Origin of the sequence: Legionella londiniensis, from assembly GCF_001467825.1 — a bacterium.
Taxonomy (GTDB): domain Bacteria; phylum Pseudomonadota; class Gammaproteobacteria; order Legionellales; family Legionellaceae; genus Legionella_A; species Legionella_A londiniensis.
The window spans coordinates 39707-61271 of the sequence record NZ_LNYK01000002.1; the positions used below are offsets into that span (position 1 = coordinate 39707).

A 21565-nucleotide genomic window follows, 5' to 3' on the forward strand; every position below is an offset into this window, starting at 1 on the left:
TATTTCTTACATTCAGCAAAAAATGGAATTAAATCTTCAGAATAACATAATATGATATATATGAAATATTATTGCCAAAAAACACAGGGATGATGATGAAAAATAATTATACTGTCGAGCGCATGACTAAAAATGAAGTTCATCTGGCCGTTGCCTGGGCAGCTGAAGAAGGATGGAACCCGGGGCTTAACGATGCCGAGTGTTTTTATCAAACCGATCCCCACGGGTTTTTTGCGGGGAAACTCGATGGCAAAATTATTGCTGTAGGCTCGGCAATCATCTACGATGAACATTTTGCCTTTTGCGGATTTTATATTGTAGATAAGGCCTACCGCGGTCAGGGATTTGGCCTTCAATTGACCCGGCATCGCTTAAATTATGTCGGCAAACGAAATGCAGGCATAGATGGCGTCACCAATATGCTGGATAAATATGCAAGATTGGGTTATAAATTTGCTCATCATAATGCCCGCTACGAATGTACCCGTTTTTTCTCTTCTCATGAGCATCCTCATATCATCCCGTTGGCGCAAGCCAATTTCTCTGAATTAATGCAATATGACCGCCGACATTTTCCAGCCCCTCGAGAAACATTTTTACGCTGCTGGATAAATCAGCCAGGAGCCAGGTCTCTTGCCTATATTCAAGAAGACAAGCTAAGCGGGTATGGCGTGATTAGGCCTTGCATTCGGGGGTTTAAAATCGGCCCTTTGTTTGCCGACAATCCAGGCATTGCCGATAAATTGTTTTTGCAACTGGCAAACCATGCCATGGGGCAACCGTTCTATCTCGATATACCTGAAAACAATCCTAATGCCATTCATTTAGTCAAACGGTATGACCTTCAGAAAGTATTTGAAACAGCCAGGATGTATTTAAAGGGCGAACCTACCCTTGAAACCAGGCACATCTATGGCATCACCTCCTTTGAGCTGGGATAATAGCATGCGGGATATGATAGGCTATGGAAGCCATCCGCCAGGGATAATTTGGCCTAATAAGGCGTCAATCGCAGTGAATTTTGTCATCAACTATGAAGAGGGCGCAGAATTAACGCCCTTAAATGGTGATGCGACCTGTGAGACTTATGGCGGAGAATTCTCTCTTTCTGCCAGGCCCCGAGGGATGAGAAGCCTGAGCATGGAATCGCTTTTTGAATACGGCAGCCGCAGAGGTATTTGGCGCCTTTTACATTTGTTTGACAGCCGAAAAATCCCGCTCACTTTTTTTATCACAGGCCTTGCTTTAACTTTAAACCCTGAATTTTGTCTTTATCTTAGACAAAATGATCATGAAGTAGCAGGACATGGCTGGCGCTGGATTGACTATGCCAGAATCTCCTTGCAAGAAGAAAAAAAGCATATTACAAAATGCATTGAAACCATAAGGCATCTGACTGGTAAGGAGGTATACGGTTGGTACACGGGAAGATGCAGTGAGCACACGCGCGCTTTATTGCAACAACATCGAGGCATTATTTACGATTCGGACAGTTATGCTGACGACCTCCCCTTTTACAGCAACAACCATCTCATCATCCCATATACTTTAGACTGCAATGACTTTCGTTTTTATACCAACCCTGGTTTTAGTACAGCAGAAGATTTCTTTCTTTATTTAAAAAAAGCTTTTGACTATCTATATCAAGAAAGGCAACCTGCTGTCATGACCATCGGACTGCATCCAAGGATCAGCGGAAGACCAGCAAGATGCCATGCCCTGCAACAGTTTCTGGACTATCTCAAGGAGTTTCCGGATATTTGGATCACCCGCCGAATTGATATTGCCCGTTATTGGCGACACCATTTTCCGCCCGCAAAATAAGTAAAGAGCAATTTTCGATAAGATACAGCTTGCTTTATCAATAATTTTTCGCATAATTGCTGGAAATTGTCGTGACCAACCCTTTCAATCTCTACACGATAAATTAAGATCCTGCCCGCTGAACTTTTGGAACTTAAGAATGGATGCTAAACTCGCTGAACTCTGGCAATGGATTGAACCTTGCCTTAAACCCTTCACTCACGCCCCTTGCGGAAGCGATCCCTGCTATCAAGATGATTTTGAACAAATCAAGCTCGAAATTGAAAAATTAAGTCATTGCAATTTTCCTTTAATCAAAAAACTAAGCCATGCGCTCTTGAGCAATTTTTGCAAGGATTTACGCCTGGCGGGCTATTTAACTTTAGCCTTGATTCAGGAGCATCAGGTAGCAGGCCTGATTGTGAGCCTCAGATTTTATAAACGCTTGCTGGAGCAATTTGCCGCTACTGTGCATCCCCAAAATCCGAGAGCGCGCCATGCCGCGTTAGCCTGGCTTAACAATTCCCGGTTTAATTCTTTTCTATCCGCAAGCACTGCCTTAAAACGCGAAGAAATAGAGATCATAGAACAAACAATCCATGATTTTAACATCGCCATTCGCACCTGTCTTGGTGATGACTGTCAGTTGTTTACTTGTCTTGACGCTTGGTACCGCAACCTTGTGCCTGTTACAACCGAAAAAAACGACGAAGGCTCATTGAAAACAAATTTACCTGAAAATGATAGATTCTCCCTTAAGGATGCAAAGCAGGCTCATGAGATGCAGCGTTTAGTGATTGATTTTTGGCTTAATGAAAAACAATGGCTGCTCGGTTGTCAACTTGCGCGCGCCTGGCGTTGGGGAGAAATGAGGATTCCCAAACAGACGGGAGGAAAAACCCATATTCATCCACCGCGTAAGGAAGCCCTTGTTTGCCTTGAAAAATTGCATGAACAAGCTCATCCCGAGCGTCTTCTGACACATTGTGAGCACATGTTTCTTGAACCTGGCGGATCTTATTTTCTCGATCTCCAATGGCATGCCTCACAAGCCGCAAGCTGGATGCAAGAGCCAGGGCTTGCAGAGTTTCTCTTAACTCAAACCCGCTGGCTCTGTCGGCAATTTCCTGTGTTATTAGAGCTTCATTTCTCAAATGGCCTTTCATTTGCAAGCAATCAAACAAGATTGTGGCTAACTGAAGCTAAAGCTCGAGCGCAAAACACTGCCGCAAAAACTGCTGCCGCCTTCAGACAGCAGGCAATTAAAAATGCTCAAAAAACAGATCTTGCTTCTCTTTTGAGAGAGCTGGAAAAAATAACGCCGAAAAACGCTGAGGAATCTTTATCGCTTCTGCAAGCCAAAGGGTATTTCTGCTGGCAAGAAAAGAGAATTGATTTGGCTTATATCTTTTATCAAGAACTTGCCGCAAAGGTCGAACAGCTTGGCATGGCAACCTGGATACCTGACAAGGCGCTATCCATCTGGCAGGAAATCTTTAATTTTTTAAACAGTATTCACTCCCATAAGCTGTCTTCAGACCAGGAACGTCTCAAAACAGAGGTACAAAGAAAAATCTGCTTGCAAAATAGCTCTGGTGCCTGCGCATTACCTTCAAGCTAGGGAACTGGCTGCCATCGCTTCTTTGTTTTTTCGGCGTTCCTGCACACGCGCACTGATAAATGGCGGAAGGCACATCAATACCAATCCGGCGACCAGCGTCATTTCATAACGCGCAATGCTGCCGACATTGATATTATCAGGAGGAATAAAGCTGACAATCAGCGTCGTAACAACGCCTAAAATACCAACCCCGGTTACCAGCAACAGCCCCGGCATACCGCCTGGTATGCAAAAAGGCCGGGGATGATGAGGCATACTGATGCGCAATTTGATGGCCGCAGCAAACATCAAAAGATACATGAGCATATAAAGTTGTGCTGCCAGCGCAGTTAACAGCCAGTAAGATCCGTTAACACTGGGCATGAACAAAAAAAGACTGGACAAAATGGTAACAATCACGGCTTGTGCCACCAAAACTGTCACCGGCGCATTTTGTTTATTAACACGACGAAATATCGGCGGCAAATTGCCATCCTCGGCCGCTACCATTAACCCCTTTGTCGGGGCGATAATCCAGTTGCTCACGCCGCCCAATCCGCCTAATACCAGCATGACAGCGATGAGCGGCATAAACTGGGTTAGATGGTAGCGGGCAAAAAATGCATCAAATGCCTGCATGATCCCGGCTACCAGGTTAATATCATGCTGAGGTAAAACCACAGCAATGGCGAGCGAGCCCAGAATTAAAGTACTTAAAATAATGGCCACTGAATAAATCAGCGCATACGGAAAGGCTTTTTGGGGATTTTGGACATCATTGGCATGAACGGTTGCAATTTCAATGCCGCAAAAAGACATCATAATGGCCGTCAACGAAACCCACATGGAGCTGTCCTGCCAATGCGGTATGATATCCTTGGCCGAAAAATGAACTTGCAGAGGATTGCCTTCCAACACCCAACTGGCGCCTAATCCGATAATCAGCGCCATTGGGATTAGAAGGCCAGAAATTGCGCAGATATTGCTAAAGAGCGCAGAAGATCGCATCCCATACAAGTTGATAAACGTCGTGCCCCAAAAAGAAGCCACGATGACCAGCCATAAAAAATTAGGATTACCGGCCAGATTAGGGTTTACAAGATAACCCACGGTTCCGGCTACAAACGATAAAATGGTAGGGTACCAAATGACATTCTCAATCCATTGCAACCATATGGCTAAAAAGCCCGTTTTTTTCCCAAATGCCTCTTTAACCCAGAGATAAACACCGCCTTGTTTTGCCCAACCGGAAGCCAACTCAGCGGAAACCAAGGCTGTGGGAATCAAAAAAAACAATGCGCCTAAAATGAAAAAGAAAATTAGCTGGCTGCCAAACAACGCTGTAGCAGGCAAATTTCGAATACTATCTACAGAGCCTACGGTAATCATTGTAAGACTGAATACAGTCAAGGCGTGTTTTTTATGGGTCATCGCATTCCTTCTTTGGGGCTCTCTATCTACACCGGGCAAAACGATCAAGGATATCCGTACTCAATCAATCATCCTTTGCAGATAAAAGTATATTATAAAGTTCTTAACTTAAGAAAACCTTAATAATCGTATAAAAAAAAATCAAATCCTGGCAGGGCAAACATTTATTTTGCAGTCATTGCGGATGTCGTTACCTAATCCAGGCACACGAAGCAATAACCCTACCATAATTTTGTTGACTTAAACAATTATACTGGACCGGTTTGATGGAATTTTTTCCAGGCGTTGACAAGAGATTTTGCGCATGACAGGCATATGAGTTAGGATAAATCATCAATTCATTAAAATTAAGGCATTGGATATGCGCGTCTTTTTAATGATATTTGCCTTGAGCACGCATCTTTTTTTATGCAAGCATTGCCTGGCCGATCAACCGTCAGAAAAACGCTGGCTATGTGGAAATGCCGAAAAAATTTTTACCGATGCAAATTTTATTACCCTGGATCCAAGGCAACCCAGGGCGCAGGCAGTGGCAGTGACCAATGGCTATATCGTGGGCGCAGGCAATGAACAGGACATTATCGAGCAGTGCCGCGGAGATAAAACTGAGCTTGTTGATTTAAAAGGCGCTACAGTTATACCGGGCTTTATCAATACTTACTCGCGTTTGGTTATGACGGGCTGGTTATATGATCACGCATTTGACATTTCTTCAACCAACCCATTTAAGCAGAAGAACTGGAAACCGATAAAAACCCTGGATGCCTTCTTAACTTTCCTCGAAAAACTGCGGCCTTCCGCCGGGGAATGGCTTATTGTCAGCGGCTATGATGAAACAAAAATACACGGAGACCCATTAACCATCGAAATTTTAAATGATAAAAAAAAGGATGCTCCAACGATTGTATTCTATGCTTCAGCGGATAAAGCCTTGCTGAACCAAGCTGGCATTGACAAACTCAAAACGAAGGGCATCCAGATTAACAAAAATGGCATCGTGAGCGGCCGCTTATTCAATCGCTTGCTCAGTGAGTTGATCCCTACGCCCCTTGTCGAAAAATCCATTCAAACTGCCGCTGATTTTTATGCAGGGCAAGGTTATACAACAGTTACCGAAATTCAGGGAAATAATGCCTGGCTCAGGGCATATGACAAGCTAACCGAAACCTCAAAACTTCCGGTTGACATCATTTATGTATCAGAAGATCTGAAAACGAAAAAAACCCTGGATCTGCTTTATCAGGATAATCCAAGATTATACGCAGGGCCTTTATTGATCCAGGTGGATGGCTTCCCCCATAACTACACCGCCTTTTTAACCCACAGCTATAAGCATAATCATGTTGCTGAGAGCGGGGACTGGCCAGGCAAGTATCTTAAGCTATCGCCCAACCTGCTTGAACAGGCCATCCTTGAGGCTTACAGACACAATATTCCTGTGATGGTTGAAGCCAATGGCGATGCGGCAATTGATTTAGGCCTGAATATCATTCAAAAAGCAGAACGCTTGTTCCCCGGCCAACAAATCCCCCCCATCTTCATTAATGCCGATTTTGTCCGTGATGATCAGCTGCATCGCATGGGTAAGGCGGGAATAAAAATAAGCTTTTTTGCTCCTTACCTCCACTATTGGGGTGAGCAATTATGTCATGAAGCATTAGATCCTTCACTAGTTCATCATATGGCGCCCTTTGCAACGGCAAAAAGCAAACTTGGCAAGGCAGCAGCGCACGATTCTCCTCCCATGACCGCGCCAATGCCTCTTAATGCCTTAAATCTCATGACAACAAGGAAAATTCAAGTCTGGAATTACCCGCTTAACCAACACTGCCCACAATATTTCTCACTTGCCGAGCGCATTTCCCCGCAAGATGCTTTAGAAGCGCTCACCATTAATGCAGCAGATTTATATGGATTAGATAAAGAAAAAGGCTCACTGATGGTTGGAAAATTAGCTGATATGACCATATTAAGCGCCAATCCTCTGCTGTACTCCTCACAAGAACCCAAGGTACTCGGCACTATCCTGCGTGGTCAATTAAGATGGGCAGGTATGAAGAGTTAATTGACTTTTTAACGAAGCTTCCTGCCTGTTAATACATCAAATATTGCACTGGGATTGAGCGCTCCTCCTAAATCACCGGCAACTAAACCGGCAATCCCTTGTGGGAATTGTTCCACCAGTTCATCATGGCTTCGCGCCGGCGGCTCCCCGCTTAGATTGGCGCTGGTGGAAATAAGCGGGCCATCTTTGCAGAGTTCCTGTGCCGTTTGATGTGCACTCATGCGTATGGCAATGCTGTTATGACTGCCCGTAAGCCAAGCAGGCAAGGCTTTGTTTTTAGGAAAAATCCAAGTTACCGGCCCAGGCCAGCTTTTCTTCACTTCTGCAAGCTTATCAGATGGGATATCGTCAATTAACCCTGATAATTGTTCCCAATTGGAAATCAAAAGAATCAACCCCTTTTCCTGAGGCCTTTTTTTAAGCGCCAGAAGCTGATTCACAGCTACTTCATTAAAAGGATCACAACCCAAGCCATATACGGCCTCTGTGGGATAAGCTATGATTTTTCCGAGCTGCAGCAGTATTCTTGCTTCATCAACATCAATCAGTTTCATAGTTAAAAATCAATTTCAAAATAATACGGATCATAACGATAGCAGAACCACTGCAGCTGTAAACCATGATGTTCAATGATAATGGAAATCATATCCAGCGCAGAGAGCGAGGGCTTTTCAGTCAGAAAACATACCCTTTCAATCCCAGCCAAAATCACAAAATGATAATTTTTTTTATTCTTATACTCTTCGGGAAAGGTATAAAAACCTTCATGAACCTCAAGTTTTACAGGCTTGCCATGAATCACCATGCGCTCAGCAAAAACCACAGCGCTGACGCACATGAGTCCTATAATAAACGCATGGGCTATATATTTCATGAGAGCTCCCTCTCCCACCAGGACGAAAATCTCCCGACAATGCTTAAATTATAGCCAACAATATCCCTACATTTGACATTTTTTTGCAAAATATTGGCATTGACGGCCGAAACATTGAAGGAGTCAACGTCCTGCCTTATCATGGTTACAGGAGTTTGTTCCCAACCAATAAAATAAGAATAAGGCATTACTTTACACGCAAGCTTTCTCATCCTCAACGATTTTCAGGATCTCAATATCCTCCAGAGGCACATCCCGATGACCAAAGCGCGAGCCTGTTTTGACTTTGGATATGGCATCCACCACATCCATACCCTCTATTACCTCACCAAAAACACAATACCCATAGGTTTGCGGGGCAACACCTGTAAAATTCAAAAATTCATTGTCAGCCACATTAATAAAAAATTGCACGGTAGCTGAATGAGGCTCCATAGTTCTGGCCATTGCAATTGTGCCGCGCTTATTGGGCTTGGCTGCTTGCGCTTCATTTTTGATGGGCGCGCCGGTTTCTTTTATCTTCATGCCTGAGGTGAAGCCGCCGCCTTGTATCATAAAGCCATCAATCACGCGGTGAAACAAGGTCCTCTCATAAAAGCCCTGACGAACATAGTTTAAAAAATTAGCAGAAGTATGGGGCGTATTGACTGTATCAAGCTCAATACGGATATCGCCCTTAGTGGTTTGAATTAAGATCATCATTTTTCTCTTATTTGCTGTGAGTCATTATCAAATTGCGCATTTTAGCACAAACATCATGAAGGACATGAATGTTATGAATGCTGGCCAATGCAGTGAATAAAGTGGTTTTTTGTTTACATAAGTGATGCAGGTAAGCCCGGGTATAGTGAAGGCAAGTATAACAGCTGCAATCAGCCATAATGGGATCAAGATCATTGGCGTAACAGGCTTTTTTAATTTGTATACGGCCATTGTCATGCTCACTGACAAATTTCAGCCAGTTTCCTTCGTTGACGGTTTTACCGCAATACAATGCGCCGTGGCGAGCGTTGCGTGTTGGCGCGACACAATCAAACATATCAATGCCTTCAGCAACCACATCCAGCAAGTCCTGGGGCGACATGCCGACCCCCATGCTGTATCGCGGCTTATGCTCAGGTAAAAACTCATGAATCCAGCGAATCACTTCAACCGTTTTCATCATGTCAAAACCAATGGTCTCACCGCCTACGGCAATGCCATCAAGGGATAAAGAGGCCACAAAATCAGCGCTTTCCCGACGCATATCCTGGTAAATGCCTCCCTGGACAATACCGAATAGCGCTTGCTGCTTACCATAAACGGAAGTTGGATGCTGGCTATGGTAGGCCAGTGATTGCTTAAGCCAGCGATGGGTTCTCGTCATGATATGCCTTGCCATCTCGCGATCAGCGCTGTCAGGGGTGCACTGATCAAAAGCCATGATGATGTCAGCACCAATGATTTTCTGAGTCTCCATCGACATTTCTGGGGTCATGTGGATCATGTGACCGGAATCGGGCAGACGAAAATGGGCGCCTTCTTCATCAATGGTACATATTTCTTTATTTTTAGATAGGCTAAACACTTGAAAACCGCCGCTATCAGTCAACATCGGCCCATGCCAGCCCATAAATTCATGCATGCCGCGAGCTTTTTTGATGATTTCCATTCCCGGCGCACAAAGCATGTGATAGGTATTACCGCCCAGAATGATTTGACTGCCTGCATCTATCAATTCCCCAGGCATCATATTGTTTACCCCGGCACGGGTTCCTACAGGCATGAATACAGGAGTGACAAAGGCGCCATGAGGTGTTGTAACTTTTGTCACACGGGCACGGGTGTGCTTATGCCGGCATAATACTTCGCAGCGGAAAACATTCATAAATCATTGTCCGGCTTATGCTTATAATAAATACTCATTTACTCACCTGTAAACCGCGCTTTCTGAGTTAAATGTTCTTAAACGCAAAATGCGAAATTTTTATTTGATTTGATCCAGTGTTTTGCCAATTCGCCAAAAAACAACCACGCTGGCAAATAATATGAACAAAAAATATAAAGCAGCCCACATAGGCATGCTCAAGCCCAACCATTGCCATGTTACTTCAGAACAGCTTCCAGACCCTAAAAATAAGGCACGCGCCACATCCTGCCAGGGAAAATAACGCATTAAAATATCAAGCCCAGGCATGCAGCTTTGTGGATCTTCAGCAAATTGTTGCAACCAGATTTGCCGCAAGGAAAAATACAGGCCAGAAAGGGCAAAAAAAATCTGAAAAAAAGCAATTGTACGCGCACGCCGTAGAGTAGATAAACAAAGCCCCATCAAACAAAGCATACCCAAAAGGAAAGCACAAATACGCTGCATGACGCATAAAGGACAAGGCTCAAGGCCACGATAAAACTGGAAATAAAATGCTTCCCCAATGACCATCAAAGTCAATAAAAGAAGCAACGCCTGTATATTGCGATAAAAACGCTTACTCATACCTCAGGTACCATATATTGAACCGCTGCCTTAATTTCCTCGTCACTGCATTGCATGCATGTCCCTTTTGGGGGCATGGCATTTAACCCCTTGATAGCGGATGCAGTCAAACCGTCCAGTTTTTTTTCCTCAAGGCGCTTTTTCCAGTCTGCAGCATCCCTGAATTTCGGCGCTCCTGCAACACCCGCCTGATGGCAAACCTGGCAATACTGTTCATAAATTTCTTGAGCCGGTTCTTTTTTTGCCACTTCTTTTGCTTCAGGTTCTGTTTTTTCTTTGCCTGGCCCCTGATCTTCTTCCTTAATGCGAACCTCACCCAACGGCTTAATCCTTTTTTGAATTTGTTCACGGTCAAAATCATTCACGGCGTGCAGTGCTGGCGGTAAACAGAATATTCCTACGAGAAACCATTTGCGCATAAATTTGTCCTATAAACTCATTATGGTCAAAATCATAACCCCATGCCACATGCTTTTCCAGTCATTCCATGCTTTTCCAAATTGTAAAAAATAGTTGCAGAAACCATTTTTCAACCTATAATGCGCTTTTTCTGGATCATTTGAGTTTGGTCTATGCAGAAATATAATACTATTGCCGTCTGTGGCCCATTCGGCGCCCCTGTGGAACAATTTGCCAAAGCACTAGCTGATGCAATCACCCCCACTCCAATCATTGTTTCAGAAATGAGCTATTTATCATTTAATGAAAAACAGAATGAATTTATACTGGATAAAGATGCGCTGGAAAAAAAGCTCAAAACCAGCCCGGGTAGAACCATTTTTTACGGCCATTTTTTATTGGATGATCCGCCAATCCGGAAAGAGTTTAATCTAAAATTATTTATCGAAACCGATTCCGACATCTGCGTGAGCAATTATATCCGCCAAAACATTAAAGAGCCGCTGGAAAATCTTTTGAAGGTTTACAGCGAGCGACTTAAAAAAGCGAATGATGAAACCATCGTTCGCACAAAAAAACATGCCGATCTTGTGATTCCTTATCAGAAAAATTTTACCACAGCCCTCAATCTTTTGCGTTCTGCTTTTACATTTGACGAAATGGAACCGCAGAAATCTCATGTCATAAGACATTCTTTTTTTATGCCTGATAATGAGAGTTCAAAACAATCCAATAAAAACAATGAAACAAAAAAATTATTGACGCTTTAATCCATCAGCAGCTCTTCCGCATCCAATTCCTCCAAATAGCGGTTATATGAAAGAATTTTCTGAGGCCGCTCTATATAAGAATCATCATTGGATAAATAGGCATAATAATAAACCTGATTGCCAAAAACACATTTTGCAGGCACGCAGGTATTTTGAAGCTCGCTGTCACTTATTTTTACTTCAGGCCGCGGCCATAACCGTGGGATCAGCTCGCCCTGGGCCAGCTTTTCAACCAATGCCGCTGAAATTCCCTGCTCTTTTGCCATGGCAGAATAATGCTTCATATTTTCCTGGCTTCTAACAATAAGCAAACTGGGTTGCGCATCCTCATTCAACATGAAGAAACTGCCCGCTTCATCAGCAAGATAATATTCGCTTACCTGTTTTTCGCGACGCAATTCGCGAAAGAAATGGGCAAATTTTTTATCATGAAGACAGCATGGAAAATGGACGGAAAGCATGCGTGCTATCATGTCTGACATTGCTTGGAAATATCGCCACTGTAATTCATAAATGCTGCTGGTAATCAGATCCGCTGCATCCGCGTCGCTTTTTTTAATATATCGATGAATCACGCCTTCGTTAAATGCCTGGATAGCCAGTTTTTCATCAGCTTGTCCGGTGAGAAGAATTTTTTTGACATTCGTGTTTTCGATCATTCGGCAAAATTCAAGGCCATCAATGCCAGGCATGGCATAATCGACGACCACAACGGATATCTCGGAAAAACGGTAAGGATTATATACTTCGGCATGAATGGCAGACAAATCCAGGCGGTTGCCATGCTGTTGATAGCGCCGGTTCTTTGCGGGCTGAACTTCTGGAATGCAGTGCTGGCTTATCAAGTCCAGCTCACAATGTTTATTGTGGATATAATCGAGGGCATGACGCGGGTTATCAAAAATACGATATGCAAGCCCTTCATCCAATTGCAGTACAAAGTTCAGCAGAAAATCACGGTTATCGTCCACAAATAAAACAGTGCTTGGGAAATAACAGGTGGGAATTGAAAATGAATGCATGGCTCCTCCTGAGCGGTTACAATCATCCTGTATATGCCTTATCAGATTATTTAGTATAGCAATATCTTGAATGGGGCACAAAAATTAACAGGAAGAATTCAATTTGCCAATATAATGCTTCGGGATAAAACCATAAATTGACTATATCATGCAGTATTTGTGTTATTCTCATGCAGCAATGAATATGACTCCATCAGTGCAATATCGCTAGCTGTTCCTTGTATCATCTTGACCTTGAACCCAGGCAATCATGTTGATTCAATTTTAGGGAAAGAAAGGATAAATTGAGTGAATTTTCCTTCCTTTGATTCACAAAGAATATCCCCGCCAAAACGCCGAAGCACCAGCTTACAAAAAGATAAGCCAATACCCGTGCCCATAAAGGTTGTCGTATAAAAATGATCAAACATGCGGGCCAGTTGTCGGGGTGGAATGCCTTTGGCAGTATCCAGGAAATGTAAATAGTTAAAGCGTATATCTTCTTCCGTCCAGATTGAGATTTCCCCTTTTTGCGCGGTTTCAATCGCATATAAGGCATTTTTTAACAGATTAAAAATAACATGTTGCATCAGCAGCTTAGAACCCAAAAAACGAAAATCTCCTTTAAGACTGACAAGCGCGCGCTCATAGTCAGATTTAAAAGGATAGCGAAGCATGGCTTCTTGCAAGCACTCATTCATGGAACAAGGCTCAAACTCGCAGTTTTCAAGCTTTTGTTCATGGCCGGCTTTCATCAGTAACATCTCAATAATGGTATTCGCATAGTCGATTTCGCTGATAATCCGGTCAGTAACCTGGCGTAACTGCGAAATGGGAATTTTTCGTTTTGAGGCGGGCAGCAATCCCTGTTTTTCAGCCAACTCATATCCTTCAAACAGGCGGGGCAATTTTTTGTTTAATCCCAAAGCGCCACTTTTGATGCCGAGAAGAGGCGTACGAAGTTCATGAGCTATCATTCCTGCCGCAGCTGCTATGCCTTTCATACGTTGCTGCTGCAGAACTGAGGTTTTATAGTTTACGGTGGATCCTGCAATAATCACAAATAACAACACCACAACAACTTCGGCATGTTCGGTGCTGAAATAAACTGCTTCCGCGCCAAGATAATAATGAATCAATGCCAGTCCAAATCCTAATACAAGTAAAATACATAAATTAAAAACATCGACAATCAAAACCAAAAAAAATACGCTGCTTAAGAGCGCCATGGAAGAAACATCGCTGGCATGATTTGCCAGAAACTGATGCATGAAAAAAAAAGGCAATACATATAAAAGGGTTAAAAACCAGTACCAGGGCAAATAAGATCGGAAGCCCGCCGGCCAATAAGGCGCAAGCATCAGGCCAAGGCCAAGCAAACTGCCAATCAACTGCAGGTAGAATGGGCCATCAAATTGCGGGTACCAGATTTTCCAGATGATATAAGATAAGGGAAAGCCCAAGAAAGCAATTGCGCCAAAGAGCATTAGATGATGAGCAGAAGCAATCATATTTCGTTCAATGGCGTCATTGAGATAGAGCAAGAGCTTTTTGCCAGCGTCCATGAATTCCCTCTAATCGCAAGTTTAAGGCGCTACAAATAATCCAGTTCGTAAAAAATACTAAAGCCGAAAGTGTAAACTGATTTTGGTATAATGGTATCATCATCTTTTTTTATCAAGTATTGGCGATAATGACTCAACGCATATTAAGAATAGCTACGCGCGAGAGCCCTCTTGCTCTCTGGCAAGCCAATCATGTTGGCGAACTGCTGAAGGAATATTGGCCAACGCTGCAAATAGAACTCCTGCCTATGAAAACATCGGGAGATAAATTCCTGAAAGATAAGCTCTTTAAAATTGGCGGCAAGGGATTATTTACAAAAGAACTTGAAGACGCCCTGTTGGATAAGCGCGCTGATTTAGCCGTCCACTCCATGAAGGATGTTCCGGCCGCTTTTCCGCAAGGGCTTACCTTAAAAGCCATTTGTAAGCGCCATAACCCCTTTGATGCTTTTGTCAGCATCCGTTTTGCAAACCTTGATGCGCTTCCCTCCGGCAGCGTTATCGGTACATCCAGCCTGCGCCGCCAATCACAACTTTTGGCCGTTCGCCCTGATTTGCGCTTTAAAACCTTGCGCGGCAACATCAACACCCGGCTGCGCAAGCTCGAAGAGCAGGAATATGATGCCATTATCCTCGCCGTTTCCGGGCTCGAGCGCATGGGCATGCAGCAGTTGATTACCGAACAGCTTGACGAAGAAACCATGCTCCCTGCATGCGGACAAGGCGCGCTTGGCATAGAGTGCCGTGAAAATGATGAAGAACTGCATCATCTTATTGCGCCGCTCAATAATCCGCTTTCGGCCTTGTGTGTGCGCTCTGAACGCATAGTGGCCCGTGCACTGGGCGGCAATTGCCACACGCCGCTTGCCGTCTTTTGCAAACCCACTGACGATTCAAAATTATTGTTGCGTGCGAAAATTCTAGCCGTCGATGGCAGCAAAGTCCTAAGCAGCAGCCAAAGAGGCGATATTCAAGATGCAGAAAAGCTGGCAAAAGATTGTGCCGAAAGCCTGCTTGCCGATGGCGCAAGAGAACTCATTGAAATTCCATATGAAGACTTGTAACTTAAAACCATTGCAGGATCTCCGCATATTAAACACCAGGCCTGCCGGACAAAATCGCTCCTTGCAGGATGCCATAGTAGCTGCCGGGGGACAAAGTATTGCATTGCCGACTATAAGCATTGAGCCGCTTGCTGGCTGGGCGGTTCAGTTGCCTGATTTGAGCCTGATTGATAAAGCCATATTTACAAGCAGCAATGCGGTGAATATTTTTTTTTCGACCCTGTCTCGCATGCGAATGCATTGGCCTGAAACAATCTCTGTTATTGCTATCGGGCAAAGCAGTGCCGCAAGCTTACGAAAAATGGGCATTCATGTCGATGCCGTCCCTGCGGTTTCTGACAGCGAACATCTTTTACAATTACCGATTATGCGGGAAACCAATCAAAAGTCAGTCCTGCTGGTCAAAGGCGAAAATGGCAGGACGCTCATTGCTGACAGCTTGAATCAACGTGGAACTCACTTAATTGTGCTTGATGTGTATCGCCGCTCCATGCCCTCATTTCCGCAATCATATCTTAATTCTTTATGGAATGAGGATAGGTTCGATATTATACTGGTTTTAAGCGAACAATCGTTAAGAAACCTTTTCTCGCTATTTGGCCTTGAAGCAAGGGCCTGGTTGTGCACCAAACCATGTTTGGTCATTAGTGAGCGGCTTGCCAAGATCGCCCAGACTTTCGGCATGGGCAAGATTATTATGAGCCGCCATGACAGGATTTTAAATGATCTTATCGCCTTTGCAACAAGCGTCCGGTCTGATTAAAAATACATCGGTTAAGGATTATTCATGGCAGAAAACAATACCCCTGCGAACAAAGAGTCAGAGAATGCAACAATAGAGACAGATACCTCAAGCGCTCCAAGACGCCAAAAACCGAGCCAGTTTAAGGCATTTGCCGCCCTGGTTTTAAGCTTGCTCACCCTGCTTTCTCTGATTTATATTTTTTATACCCTGCAACAGGTGAAACAGGGTAGCGCTCGGCAGATAGAGTTGCTCCATGCTGAAACTGATGCGGTGAAAGCAGAGCATCATGAGGCGCTGTCGCAAATCAAGCAATCTGTAGGAGATTTGCAGCAAACCCAACAACAATTGCAGCAAAAGCTTGCAACTATTGATAAAAATCTGGAATCAGCCCTAAAACAAAGTCAGTATCAAACAAGTGATTGGCTGTTGCTTAAGGCACGTTATTTTTTGGAATTAGCGCAAATTAATGCCCACTGGAATTATGATCCGCAATCGACGCAATCTTTGCTAAGCGAAGCAGACGCGTTACTTGCAAAAATGCATGATGAACATTTATTTGCCATTCGCCAGGCAATCGCCGAAGAGATTGCCTCATTGCAAGCTGCACCGAAAGTGGATGTAGCGGGCATTTTAAGTCAGCTGGATGCTCTGCAAGACAATATTGCCGATTTACCGCTTAAAGCATCCATAGCCAAACTGGATAACGGTAAAACTTCCGCACCGCAACAAGAAGCCAATGCCGGCTGGAGAAACCGGCTTCAGGCAACCCTTAATGAGCTTGGAAAACTCGTTGTGATTCGCCGCCATGATGAAACCATCACCCCCTTGCTCAGCGCAAAACAAGCCGCCTTATTACGCACCATGATTCGTGCAGACTTTAAGGAAGCCCAATTAGCCGTATTGCAACATAATGAAGCAGTCTACCTGCTATCTTTGAAACAAGCCGAGAGAAGCATCCGACAAACTTTTGATACCAATGCCGGCAGCACACAAGCAATATTGCATCAATTACAAATTCTCGCACAAAAACCGCTTAAACCTGAAAAGCCCAATCTGCAGCGCGTCTTAGATCAGCTCAATCAATTGCTCGAATCCAGAAATCAAGTCAATACAGCAAGAAAAACGAAGGAACAATCCTCATGATCCGAATATTGCTTATCTTTGTTTTGTTGATGGCATCCATTTTGCTCGGGGTGCAATTACAAAAAGATCCTGGTTATGTTTTAATTGCTTTTGACCGCTGGACCCTTGAAACGACTTTATGGGTAGCCTTGTTTGCACTTCTGATTACTTTTTTATTGCTGCATTTTCTCTGGCATTTTTTACGCTGGTTTATGCGCCTCCCTTCAGCCTGGCAACAATGGCGTGAAAAAAGCCGTGTCCAAAAAGCACAGGCTAAAACCCGACAGGGTTTGATTGAGTTCAGCGAAGGATACTGGCAACGTGCAAAAAAACATTTAATTAAAGCTTTGCCCAATGCAGACACTCCTTTGCTTAATTACCTGACTGCAGCTCGTGCCGCGCAGGAAATGGGTGACAGTCAACTTCGCGACGAATATTTAAGCAAAGCACAACGCTCCATGCCTGAAGCCACGGTAGCAGTCGAGTTAACCCAGGCTCAGCTGCAGCTCGCCAACCAACAATGGGAACAAGCCTTGGCTACATTAAAACATTTGCAAACACTGGCTCCTCACCACCCTTATGTCCTGAAACTCTTGATGAATCTTTATCAGCAAGTCCGAGACTGGCCGCAACTTATTGCATTGTTGCCCGACTTAAAAAATCATCAGGTAGTGACTGGCGATGCATACAAAAGACTGGAACAATATGCTTATTTAAAGGCGCTATGCGATCGGGTTCAACAAAAAGAAGAGGAAGCGGTAAAAACATTGTTTGCCCGGCTACCCAAATACCTTAAAGAAGACCCTGAAATCCTCGCTGTCTATAATCGTTTTCTGCTGGAAAACCATGATTTCGAAGAAGCAGAATCCTTATTGCGGCGAAGCCTTGGAAAGCAGTTTAATGAAGAACTGATAGCGCTTTACGGGCAAATTCCCGAAGGCAAGGGAAAGCTCAGTTTTGCAGAATCCTTATTAAAGGTGGAACCGCATAATGCGGCTTTATACCTTTGCCTGGGCCGGTTAAGCCGCCATCAAAACCTGTGGGGTAAGGCGCGTACCTATTTTGAAAAAAGCCTCGACCTTCACCCGTCGGCTGCCGGCTATGCAGAACTTGGAAAACTCCTGGAAGACTTGAATGATGAGAGCGGAGCCTGCATTGCTTACCGGCAGGGACTCTTTCTTATGAATGAAAAAAACAACCTGTCGCAAGAAAATTAATGGGGTTAAATCAAGGAAATACAGATATCTTTACAGCAATCCTGGCGGCGTTCAACCTGAATGGTGGTGTGATGGATATTATATTCGCGGCGAAGCACTTCAGCCAGATTAAACCGCGCTTCATCGCTTAGAGGAGCTTCTGGCATCCAAAGATGCACTGAGAGCGCATTCTCCCGCGTGCTCAAAGCCCAGACATGCAAATCATGAAGCCCTTGTACCCCCGGATGATTTATAAGCAGGCTTCGAATTTTTTCAATGGATACTGACTGCGGCACCGCATCTATCATCATCCTGAAACTATCAGCAAATAAAGCCCAAGTTCCGCGCAGAATCACAACAGCGATCAAGAAGCCAACAACGGGGTCAAGCCAAAACCAGCCAGTAAAATAAAGCAAAAGTGCTGATAAAACGACTCCAAGCGACACCAAAGCATCATAAACCAAGTGCAAAAATGCGGCACGAATATTCAGGTCATCCGTCCCCTTGATAAATAAAACGGCGGTGGCGCCATTCACCAGAATGCCGAATCCGGCCACAATAATCACCATGAGCGCATGAACCGGCTCTGGTGAAAAAAATTTATAAATTGCCTCAGTGACAATGATGCCGCAAGTAAAAATCAACAAGGCGCCATTGATGAAAGCTGCAAGAATAGATGTTTTTTTTAAGCCATAAGTTGAACGGCTGGTGGGCAATCGCCTCATCAAGGTATTTGCCACCCAGGCCAGAAGCAGGCTCAAGACATCACCCAGATTATGAATGGCATCAGCAAGCAAGCTTGTAGAGTTAGCAAGATATGCAAAGCTAACTTGCAAAGCCACAAACAAAGCATTAACCAGAGTTGCAATAAAAAATGCCTTGTCATATGCAGGCGGCCTATGGATATGTTCTCTCTTTTGCGCTTCTGCTTTAGCCATGCCGCTGTTCTGCCTCATCCTCTATTTATTCCTCTTCACCCTTCAAATCATGAACATAATAATTGACACCAATTTTAATTCGTTCACGATTATTTTTTTTACGCCAAATGTTGGTATCACGCAGGGAATAAACACAGCCGCAATATTCTTGCTTATAAAAATTTTCCCGTTTGGCGATTTCATACATACGCGCAGCGCCGCCTCCTTTTCGCCAATTATATGTCCAGTATACAAGTCCAGGATATCGGCTAGCAGCTCTTACGCCGCAATCATTGATTTGCTCCATATTTTTCCAGCGCGAAATGCCAAGAGAACTGCTGATGACCGGGAAGCCATGCTCATGGGCGTATAAGGCCGTGCGCTCGAAGCGCATATCAAAACACATCGTACAGCGTTTGCCGCGCTCTGGTTCCCATTCGAGTCCTTTTGCGCGTTCAAACCAGTTATCCTTATCATAATCAGCATCTATAAATGGAATATGATGCTTCTTGGCAAACGTTATGTTTTCCTGCTTTCGAATTTCATATTCCTGGACCGGATGAATATTGGGATTGTAGAAAAAAATTGAGAAATCAATTTCAGAATACAGCAAAGCCTCCATCACTTCGCCAGAACAAGGTGCGCAACAGGAGTGCAGCAATAATTTTTCTGCCCCGCCAGGCAATTGTAACCGCTCACGTTCAACCATGATTAGCCTCATTTTCTTCTGATTCAGAATCATTTTCTTCACCTAGGCAGATGAAATGATCGCGATAATAAACCAATTCATCGATAGAGTCTTTAATATCATTTAAAGCCAAATGCCTTGATTCCTTTTGCACGCCTTGTAAAAGCTTGGGACGCCAACGTATCGCCAGCTCCTTAAGAGTGCTAACATCCAGATTACGGTAATGAAAAAAAGCTGCAAGCTCTGGCATATAGCGGTAAAGGAACCTCCTGTCCTGGCAAATACTGTTGCCGCACATAGGCGATTTGCCGGGATCAATATATTGCTGCAAAAATTGCAATGTCTTCCTCTCGGCCTCTTGCTCGGAAACACTGCTTTCTCGAACCCGTTGCACGAGCCCTGATTGATTATGCTGCCTGGTATTCCAGGCATCCATATTATTCAGCAATTCATCTGGTTGATGAATGGCAAAAACAGGTCCTTCTGCCAGAATATTCAATGTTGCATCCGTCACGATGGTTGCTATCTCAATAATGCGATCACGCTCGGGATCCAAGCCTGTCATCTCTAAATCGATCCAGATTAAATTGTAGTTGTCTTTCATGATGTTTTTTCCCAGCTTGTCCTGGATTCAAGCAATTCCTGAACCCGTTTTATGCGAAGCTCATGGAGCTTAACCTTAATTGCTTTTCCTTCATATCCATCATCAATGAGGCTTTTCGGTTGAATACCGGCACATTCCTTGAGTATAAAGCGCCAGTAATTGGCAAGAGGATAATCCGCAGGTTTTTTGACTTTTCCTTTTTTATCCGCCTCACAGGCAAGCAGTATTTGTTCAAAACGCCCGGGCCGCCTGAACGCATCCGTTTCTTCGAGAATTTTTACAACCGTGCTGGCTCGCAAATTCAACAGTCGATGGATATCTAAATGATAACGGGATACCAGCAGCGCCAATTTACGGTAATCGGCAGGAATGCGCAAACGTTGGCATAAATTGCTAATGACCTCAAGTCCACGTTGTTCATGTCTGTGATGCGAAGGCCATTCATGCATTGGGGTTTTTGCTTTTCCCAGATCATGTACCAGCGCCGCAAAACGAACAACAGGATTCTCACAGAGCTTGACAGCCTCTTGCAGGGCAAGCAGCGTATGGACGCCGCTATCTATTTCAGGATGATGCTTTTTGGGGTTGGGCACGCCAAAAAGAGAATCAAGCTCCGGCAAAATGACCTCCAATGCCCCGCAAGCGCGCAAGGTTGAAATAAACGCTTCAGGATTTTTTTCCTCAAGACTTCGTTGCCATTCCTGCCAGACCCGCTCAGGTACTAAATAATCGAGTTCTCCTTTTTTAACCATGGCATACATTAAAGCCCGTGTTTCTTCAGCAAGAGTAAATCCCAGATGCTGGTAGCGTGCTTTGAAACGGGCAATGCGCAACACGCGCACTGGATCTTCAACAAAAGAGGGAGATACATGGCGCAGTATTTTGGCTTTTAGATCGGCCAAGCCATGATAGGGATCTATCAGATTACCTCTTTCGTCTTTAGCCATTGCATTAATGGTCAAATCACGCCTTGCCAGATCTTCTTCCAAAGTCACATCCGGTTCATAATGACAGCTAAAGCCATGGTACCCATGTCCTTTCTTTCGTTCTGTCCGGGCAAGCGCATACTCTTCCCTGGTCTTTGGGTGCAAAAAAACCGGGAAATCACGACCGACTTGTTGATAGCCCTTTTGGGCCATTTCTTCTGGCGTCGCACCCACGATAACCCAATCGCGTTCTTTGACTGGATAGCCGAGGAGTTGATCCCGAACTGCGCCGCCCACCAAATAGACTTTCATTTTTGCTTGA

At 44.2% G+C, this 21565-nt stretch carries 22 protein-coding genes; 9 read left to right on the plus strand and 13 right to left on the minus strand.

The window, feature by feature from the left end:
* Positions 1-95: 95 nt before the first annotated feature.
* From Llon_RS01455 to Llon_RS01465, 3 genes are all read left to right on the plus strand, one after another.
* Positions 96-941, plus strand: coding sequence for a GNAT family N-acetyltransferase (locus Llon_RS01455; RefSeq protein WP_058528297.1), 846 nt, complete (start codon positions 96-98; stop codon positions 939-941).
* A 4-nt stretch (positions 942-945) separates the two neighbouring features.
* A complete protein-coding gene (locus tag Llon_RS01460; protein ID WP_058528329.1) occupies positions 946-1824 on the plus strand; it encodes a polysaccharide deacetylase family protein in 879 nt (292 codons plus the stop codon).
* A gap of 139 nt (positions 1825-1963) precedes the next feature.
* Positions 1964-3424, plus strand: a complete 1461-nt coding sequence (locus Llon_RS01465; protein ID WP_058528298.1) for a TssA family type VI secretion system protein — start codon at positions 1964-1966, stop codon at positions 3422-3424.
* On the opposite strand, the gene Llon_RS01470 is transcribed toward Llon_RS01465, so the two are convergent.
* Positions 3416-4834 (minus strand): amino acid permease, encoded by a 1419-nt coding sequence (locus tag Llon_RS01470; protein WP_058528299.1) that lies wholly within the window; start codon positions 4832-4834, stop codon positions 3416-3418. The two genes, Llon_RS01465 and Llon_RS01470, sit on opposite strands and share 9 nt — an antisense overlap.
* 361 nt (positions 4835-5195) lie before the next feature.
* Between Llon_RS01470 and Llon_RS01475 the strand changes: the two genes are divergently transcribed.
* A complete protein-coding gene (locus Llon_RS01475; RefSeq protein WP_058528300.1) occupies positions 5196-6899 on the plus strand; it encodes an amidohydrolase in 1704 nt (567 codons plus the stop codon).
* 8 nt (positions 6900-6907) lie between these two features.
* On the opposite strand, the gene tsaC is transcribed toward Llon_RS01475, so the two are convergent.
* The 6 genes from tsaC to Llon_RS01510 form a co-directional block, all read right to left on the minus strand.
* A complete protein-coding gene (tsaC, locus tag Llon_RS01480; RefSeq protein ID WP_058528301.1) occupies positions 6908-7453 on the minus strand; it encodes an L-threonylcarbamoyladenylate synthase type 1 TsaC in 546 nt (181 codons plus the stop codon).
* Positions 7454-7455: 2 nt separating this feature from the next.
* Positions 7456-7773: a hypothetical protein gene (locus Llon_RS01485; RefSeq protein WP_058528302.1), complete on the minus strand. Its 318-nt coding sequence runs from the start codon at positions 7771-7773 to the stop codon at positions 7456-7458.
* A 192-nt stretch (positions 7774-7965) separates the two neighbouring features.
* Positions 7966-8472 carry a peptidylprolyl isomerase gene (locus Llon_RS01495; RefSeq protein ID WP_058528330.1) on the minus strand — a complete coding sequence of 169 codons (507 nt, stop codon included), beginning with the start codon at positions 8470-8472 and terminating at the stop codon, positions 7966-7968.
* A 10-nt stretch (positions 8473-8482) separates the two neighbouring features.
* The gene (tgt, locus tag Llon_RS01500) at positions 8483-9640 is read right to left on the minus strand and encodes a tRNA guanosine(34) transglycosylase Tgt (protein WP_058528304.1); all 1158 of its coding nucleotides are present in this window, start codon (positions 9638-9640) and stop codon (positions 8483-8485) included.
* A 99-nt stretch (positions 9641-9739) separates the two neighbouring features.
* Positions 9740-10246, minus strand: coding sequence for a disulfide bond formation protein B (locus Llon_RS01505; protein WP_058528305.1), 507 nt, complete (start codon positions 10244-10246; stop codon positions 9740-9742).
* On the minus strand, positions 10243-10665 hold the full coding sequence (locus Llon_RS01510) for a c-type cytochrome (protein ID WP_058528306.1): 423 nt from the start codon (positions 10663-10665) through the stop codon (positions 10243-10245). Before Llon_RS01510 ends, Llon_RS01505 begins: the two co-directional genes overlap by 4 nt.
* 153 nt (positions 10666-10818) lie before the next feature.
* Between Llon_RS01510 and Llon_RS01515 the strand changes: the two genes are divergently transcribed.
* Positions 10819-11415 (plus strand): nucleoside/nucleotide kinase family protein, encoded by a 597-nt coding sequence (locus tag Llon_RS01515; RefSeq protein WP_058528307.1) that lies wholly within the window; start codon positions 10819-10821, stop codon positions 11413-11415.
* Here Llon_RS01515 and Llon_RS01520 read toward each other — a convergent pair.
* Together Llon_RS01520 and Llon_RS01525 are read right to left on the minus strand one after the other, a co-directional pair.
* Positions 11412-12437 (minus strand): response regulator, encoded by a 1026-nt coding sequence (locus Llon_RS01520; RefSeq protein ID WP_058528308.1) that lies wholly within the window; start codon positions 12435-12437, stop codon positions 11412-11414. The two genes, Llon_RS01515 and Llon_RS01520, sit on opposite strands and share 4 nt — an antisense overlap.
* 248 nt (positions 12438-12685) lie before the next feature.
* Positions 12686-13981, minus strand: coding sequence for a sensor histidine kinase (locus Llon_RS01525; protein WP_058528309.1), 1296 nt, complete (start codon positions 13979-13981; stop codon positions 12686-12688).
* Between the two features lie 128 nt (positions 13982-14109).
* Between Llon_RS01525 and hemC the strand changes: the two genes are divergently transcribed.
* The 4 genes from hemC to Llon_RS01545 are packed head-to-tail and all read left to right on the plus strand — an operon-like array spanning position 14110 to position 18129.
* Complete coding sequence (gene hemC, locus Llon_RS01530; protein WP_058528310.1) at positions 14110-15045, plus strand: hydroxymethylbilane synthase; 936 nt, start codon at positions 14110-14112, stop codon at positions 15043-15045.
* Complete coding sequence (locus Llon_RS01535) at positions 15032-15808, plus strand: uroporphyrinogen-III synthase (RefSeq protein WP_058528311.1); 777 nt, start codon at positions 15032-15034, stop codon at positions 15806-15808. The genes hemC and Llon_RS01535 overlap by 14 nt, the downstream gene beginning before the upstream one ends.
* A 24-nt stretch (positions 15809-15832) precedes the next feature.
* Positions 15833-16933 carry a uroporphyrinogen-III C-methyltransferase gene (locus Llon_RS01540; RefSeq protein WP_058528312.1) on the plus strand — a complete coding sequence of 367 codons (1101 nt, stop codon included), beginning with the start codon at positions 15833-15835 and terminating at the stop codon, positions 16931-16933.
* The gene (locus Llon_RS01545; protein WP_058528313.1) at positions 16930-18129 is read left to right on the plus strand and encodes a heme biosynthesis HemY N-terminal domain-containing protein; all 1200 of its coding nucleotides are present in this window, start codon (positions 16930-16932) and stop codon (positions 18127-18129) included. The genes Llon_RS01540 and Llon_RS01545 overlap by 4 nt, the downstream gene beginning before the upstream one ends.
* A 5-nt stretch (positions 18130-18134) precedes the next feature.
* On the opposite strand, the gene Llon_RS01550 is transcribed toward Llon_RS01545, so the two are convergent.
* From Llon_RS01550 to Llon_RS01565, 4 genes are read right to left on the minus strand one after another with little or no spacing between them, the layout of a single operon-like run.
* Positions 18135-19064: a cation diffusion facilitator family transporter gene (locus Llon_RS01550; protein WP_412754128.1), complete on the minus strand. Its 930-nt coding sequence runs from the start codon at positions 19062-19064 to the stop codon at positions 18135-18137.
* 7 nt (positions 19065-19071) lie between these two features.
* A complete protein-coding gene (locus tag Llon_RS01555; RefSeq protein ID WP_058528314.1) occupies positions 19072-19734 on the minus strand; it encodes an epoxyqueuosine reductase QueH in 663 nt (220 codons plus the stop codon).
* Positions 19727-20317 carry an oligoribonuclease gene (gene orn, locus Llon_RS01560; RefSeq protein WP_058528315.1) on the minus strand — a complete coding sequence of 197 codons (591 nt, stop codon included), beginning with the start codon at positions 20315-20317 and terminating at the stop codon, positions 19727-19729. The genes Llon_RS01555 and orn overlap by 8 nt, the downstream gene beginning before the upstream one ends.
* Entirely contained in the window at positions 20314-21555 is a 1242-nt protein-coding gene (locus Llon_RS01565) for a multifunctional CCA addition/repair protein (RefSeq protein WP_058528316.1), read from the minus strand. Before Llon_RS01565 ends, orn begins: the two co-directional genes overlap by 4 nt.
* Positions 21556-21565: the final 10 nt, after the last annotated feature.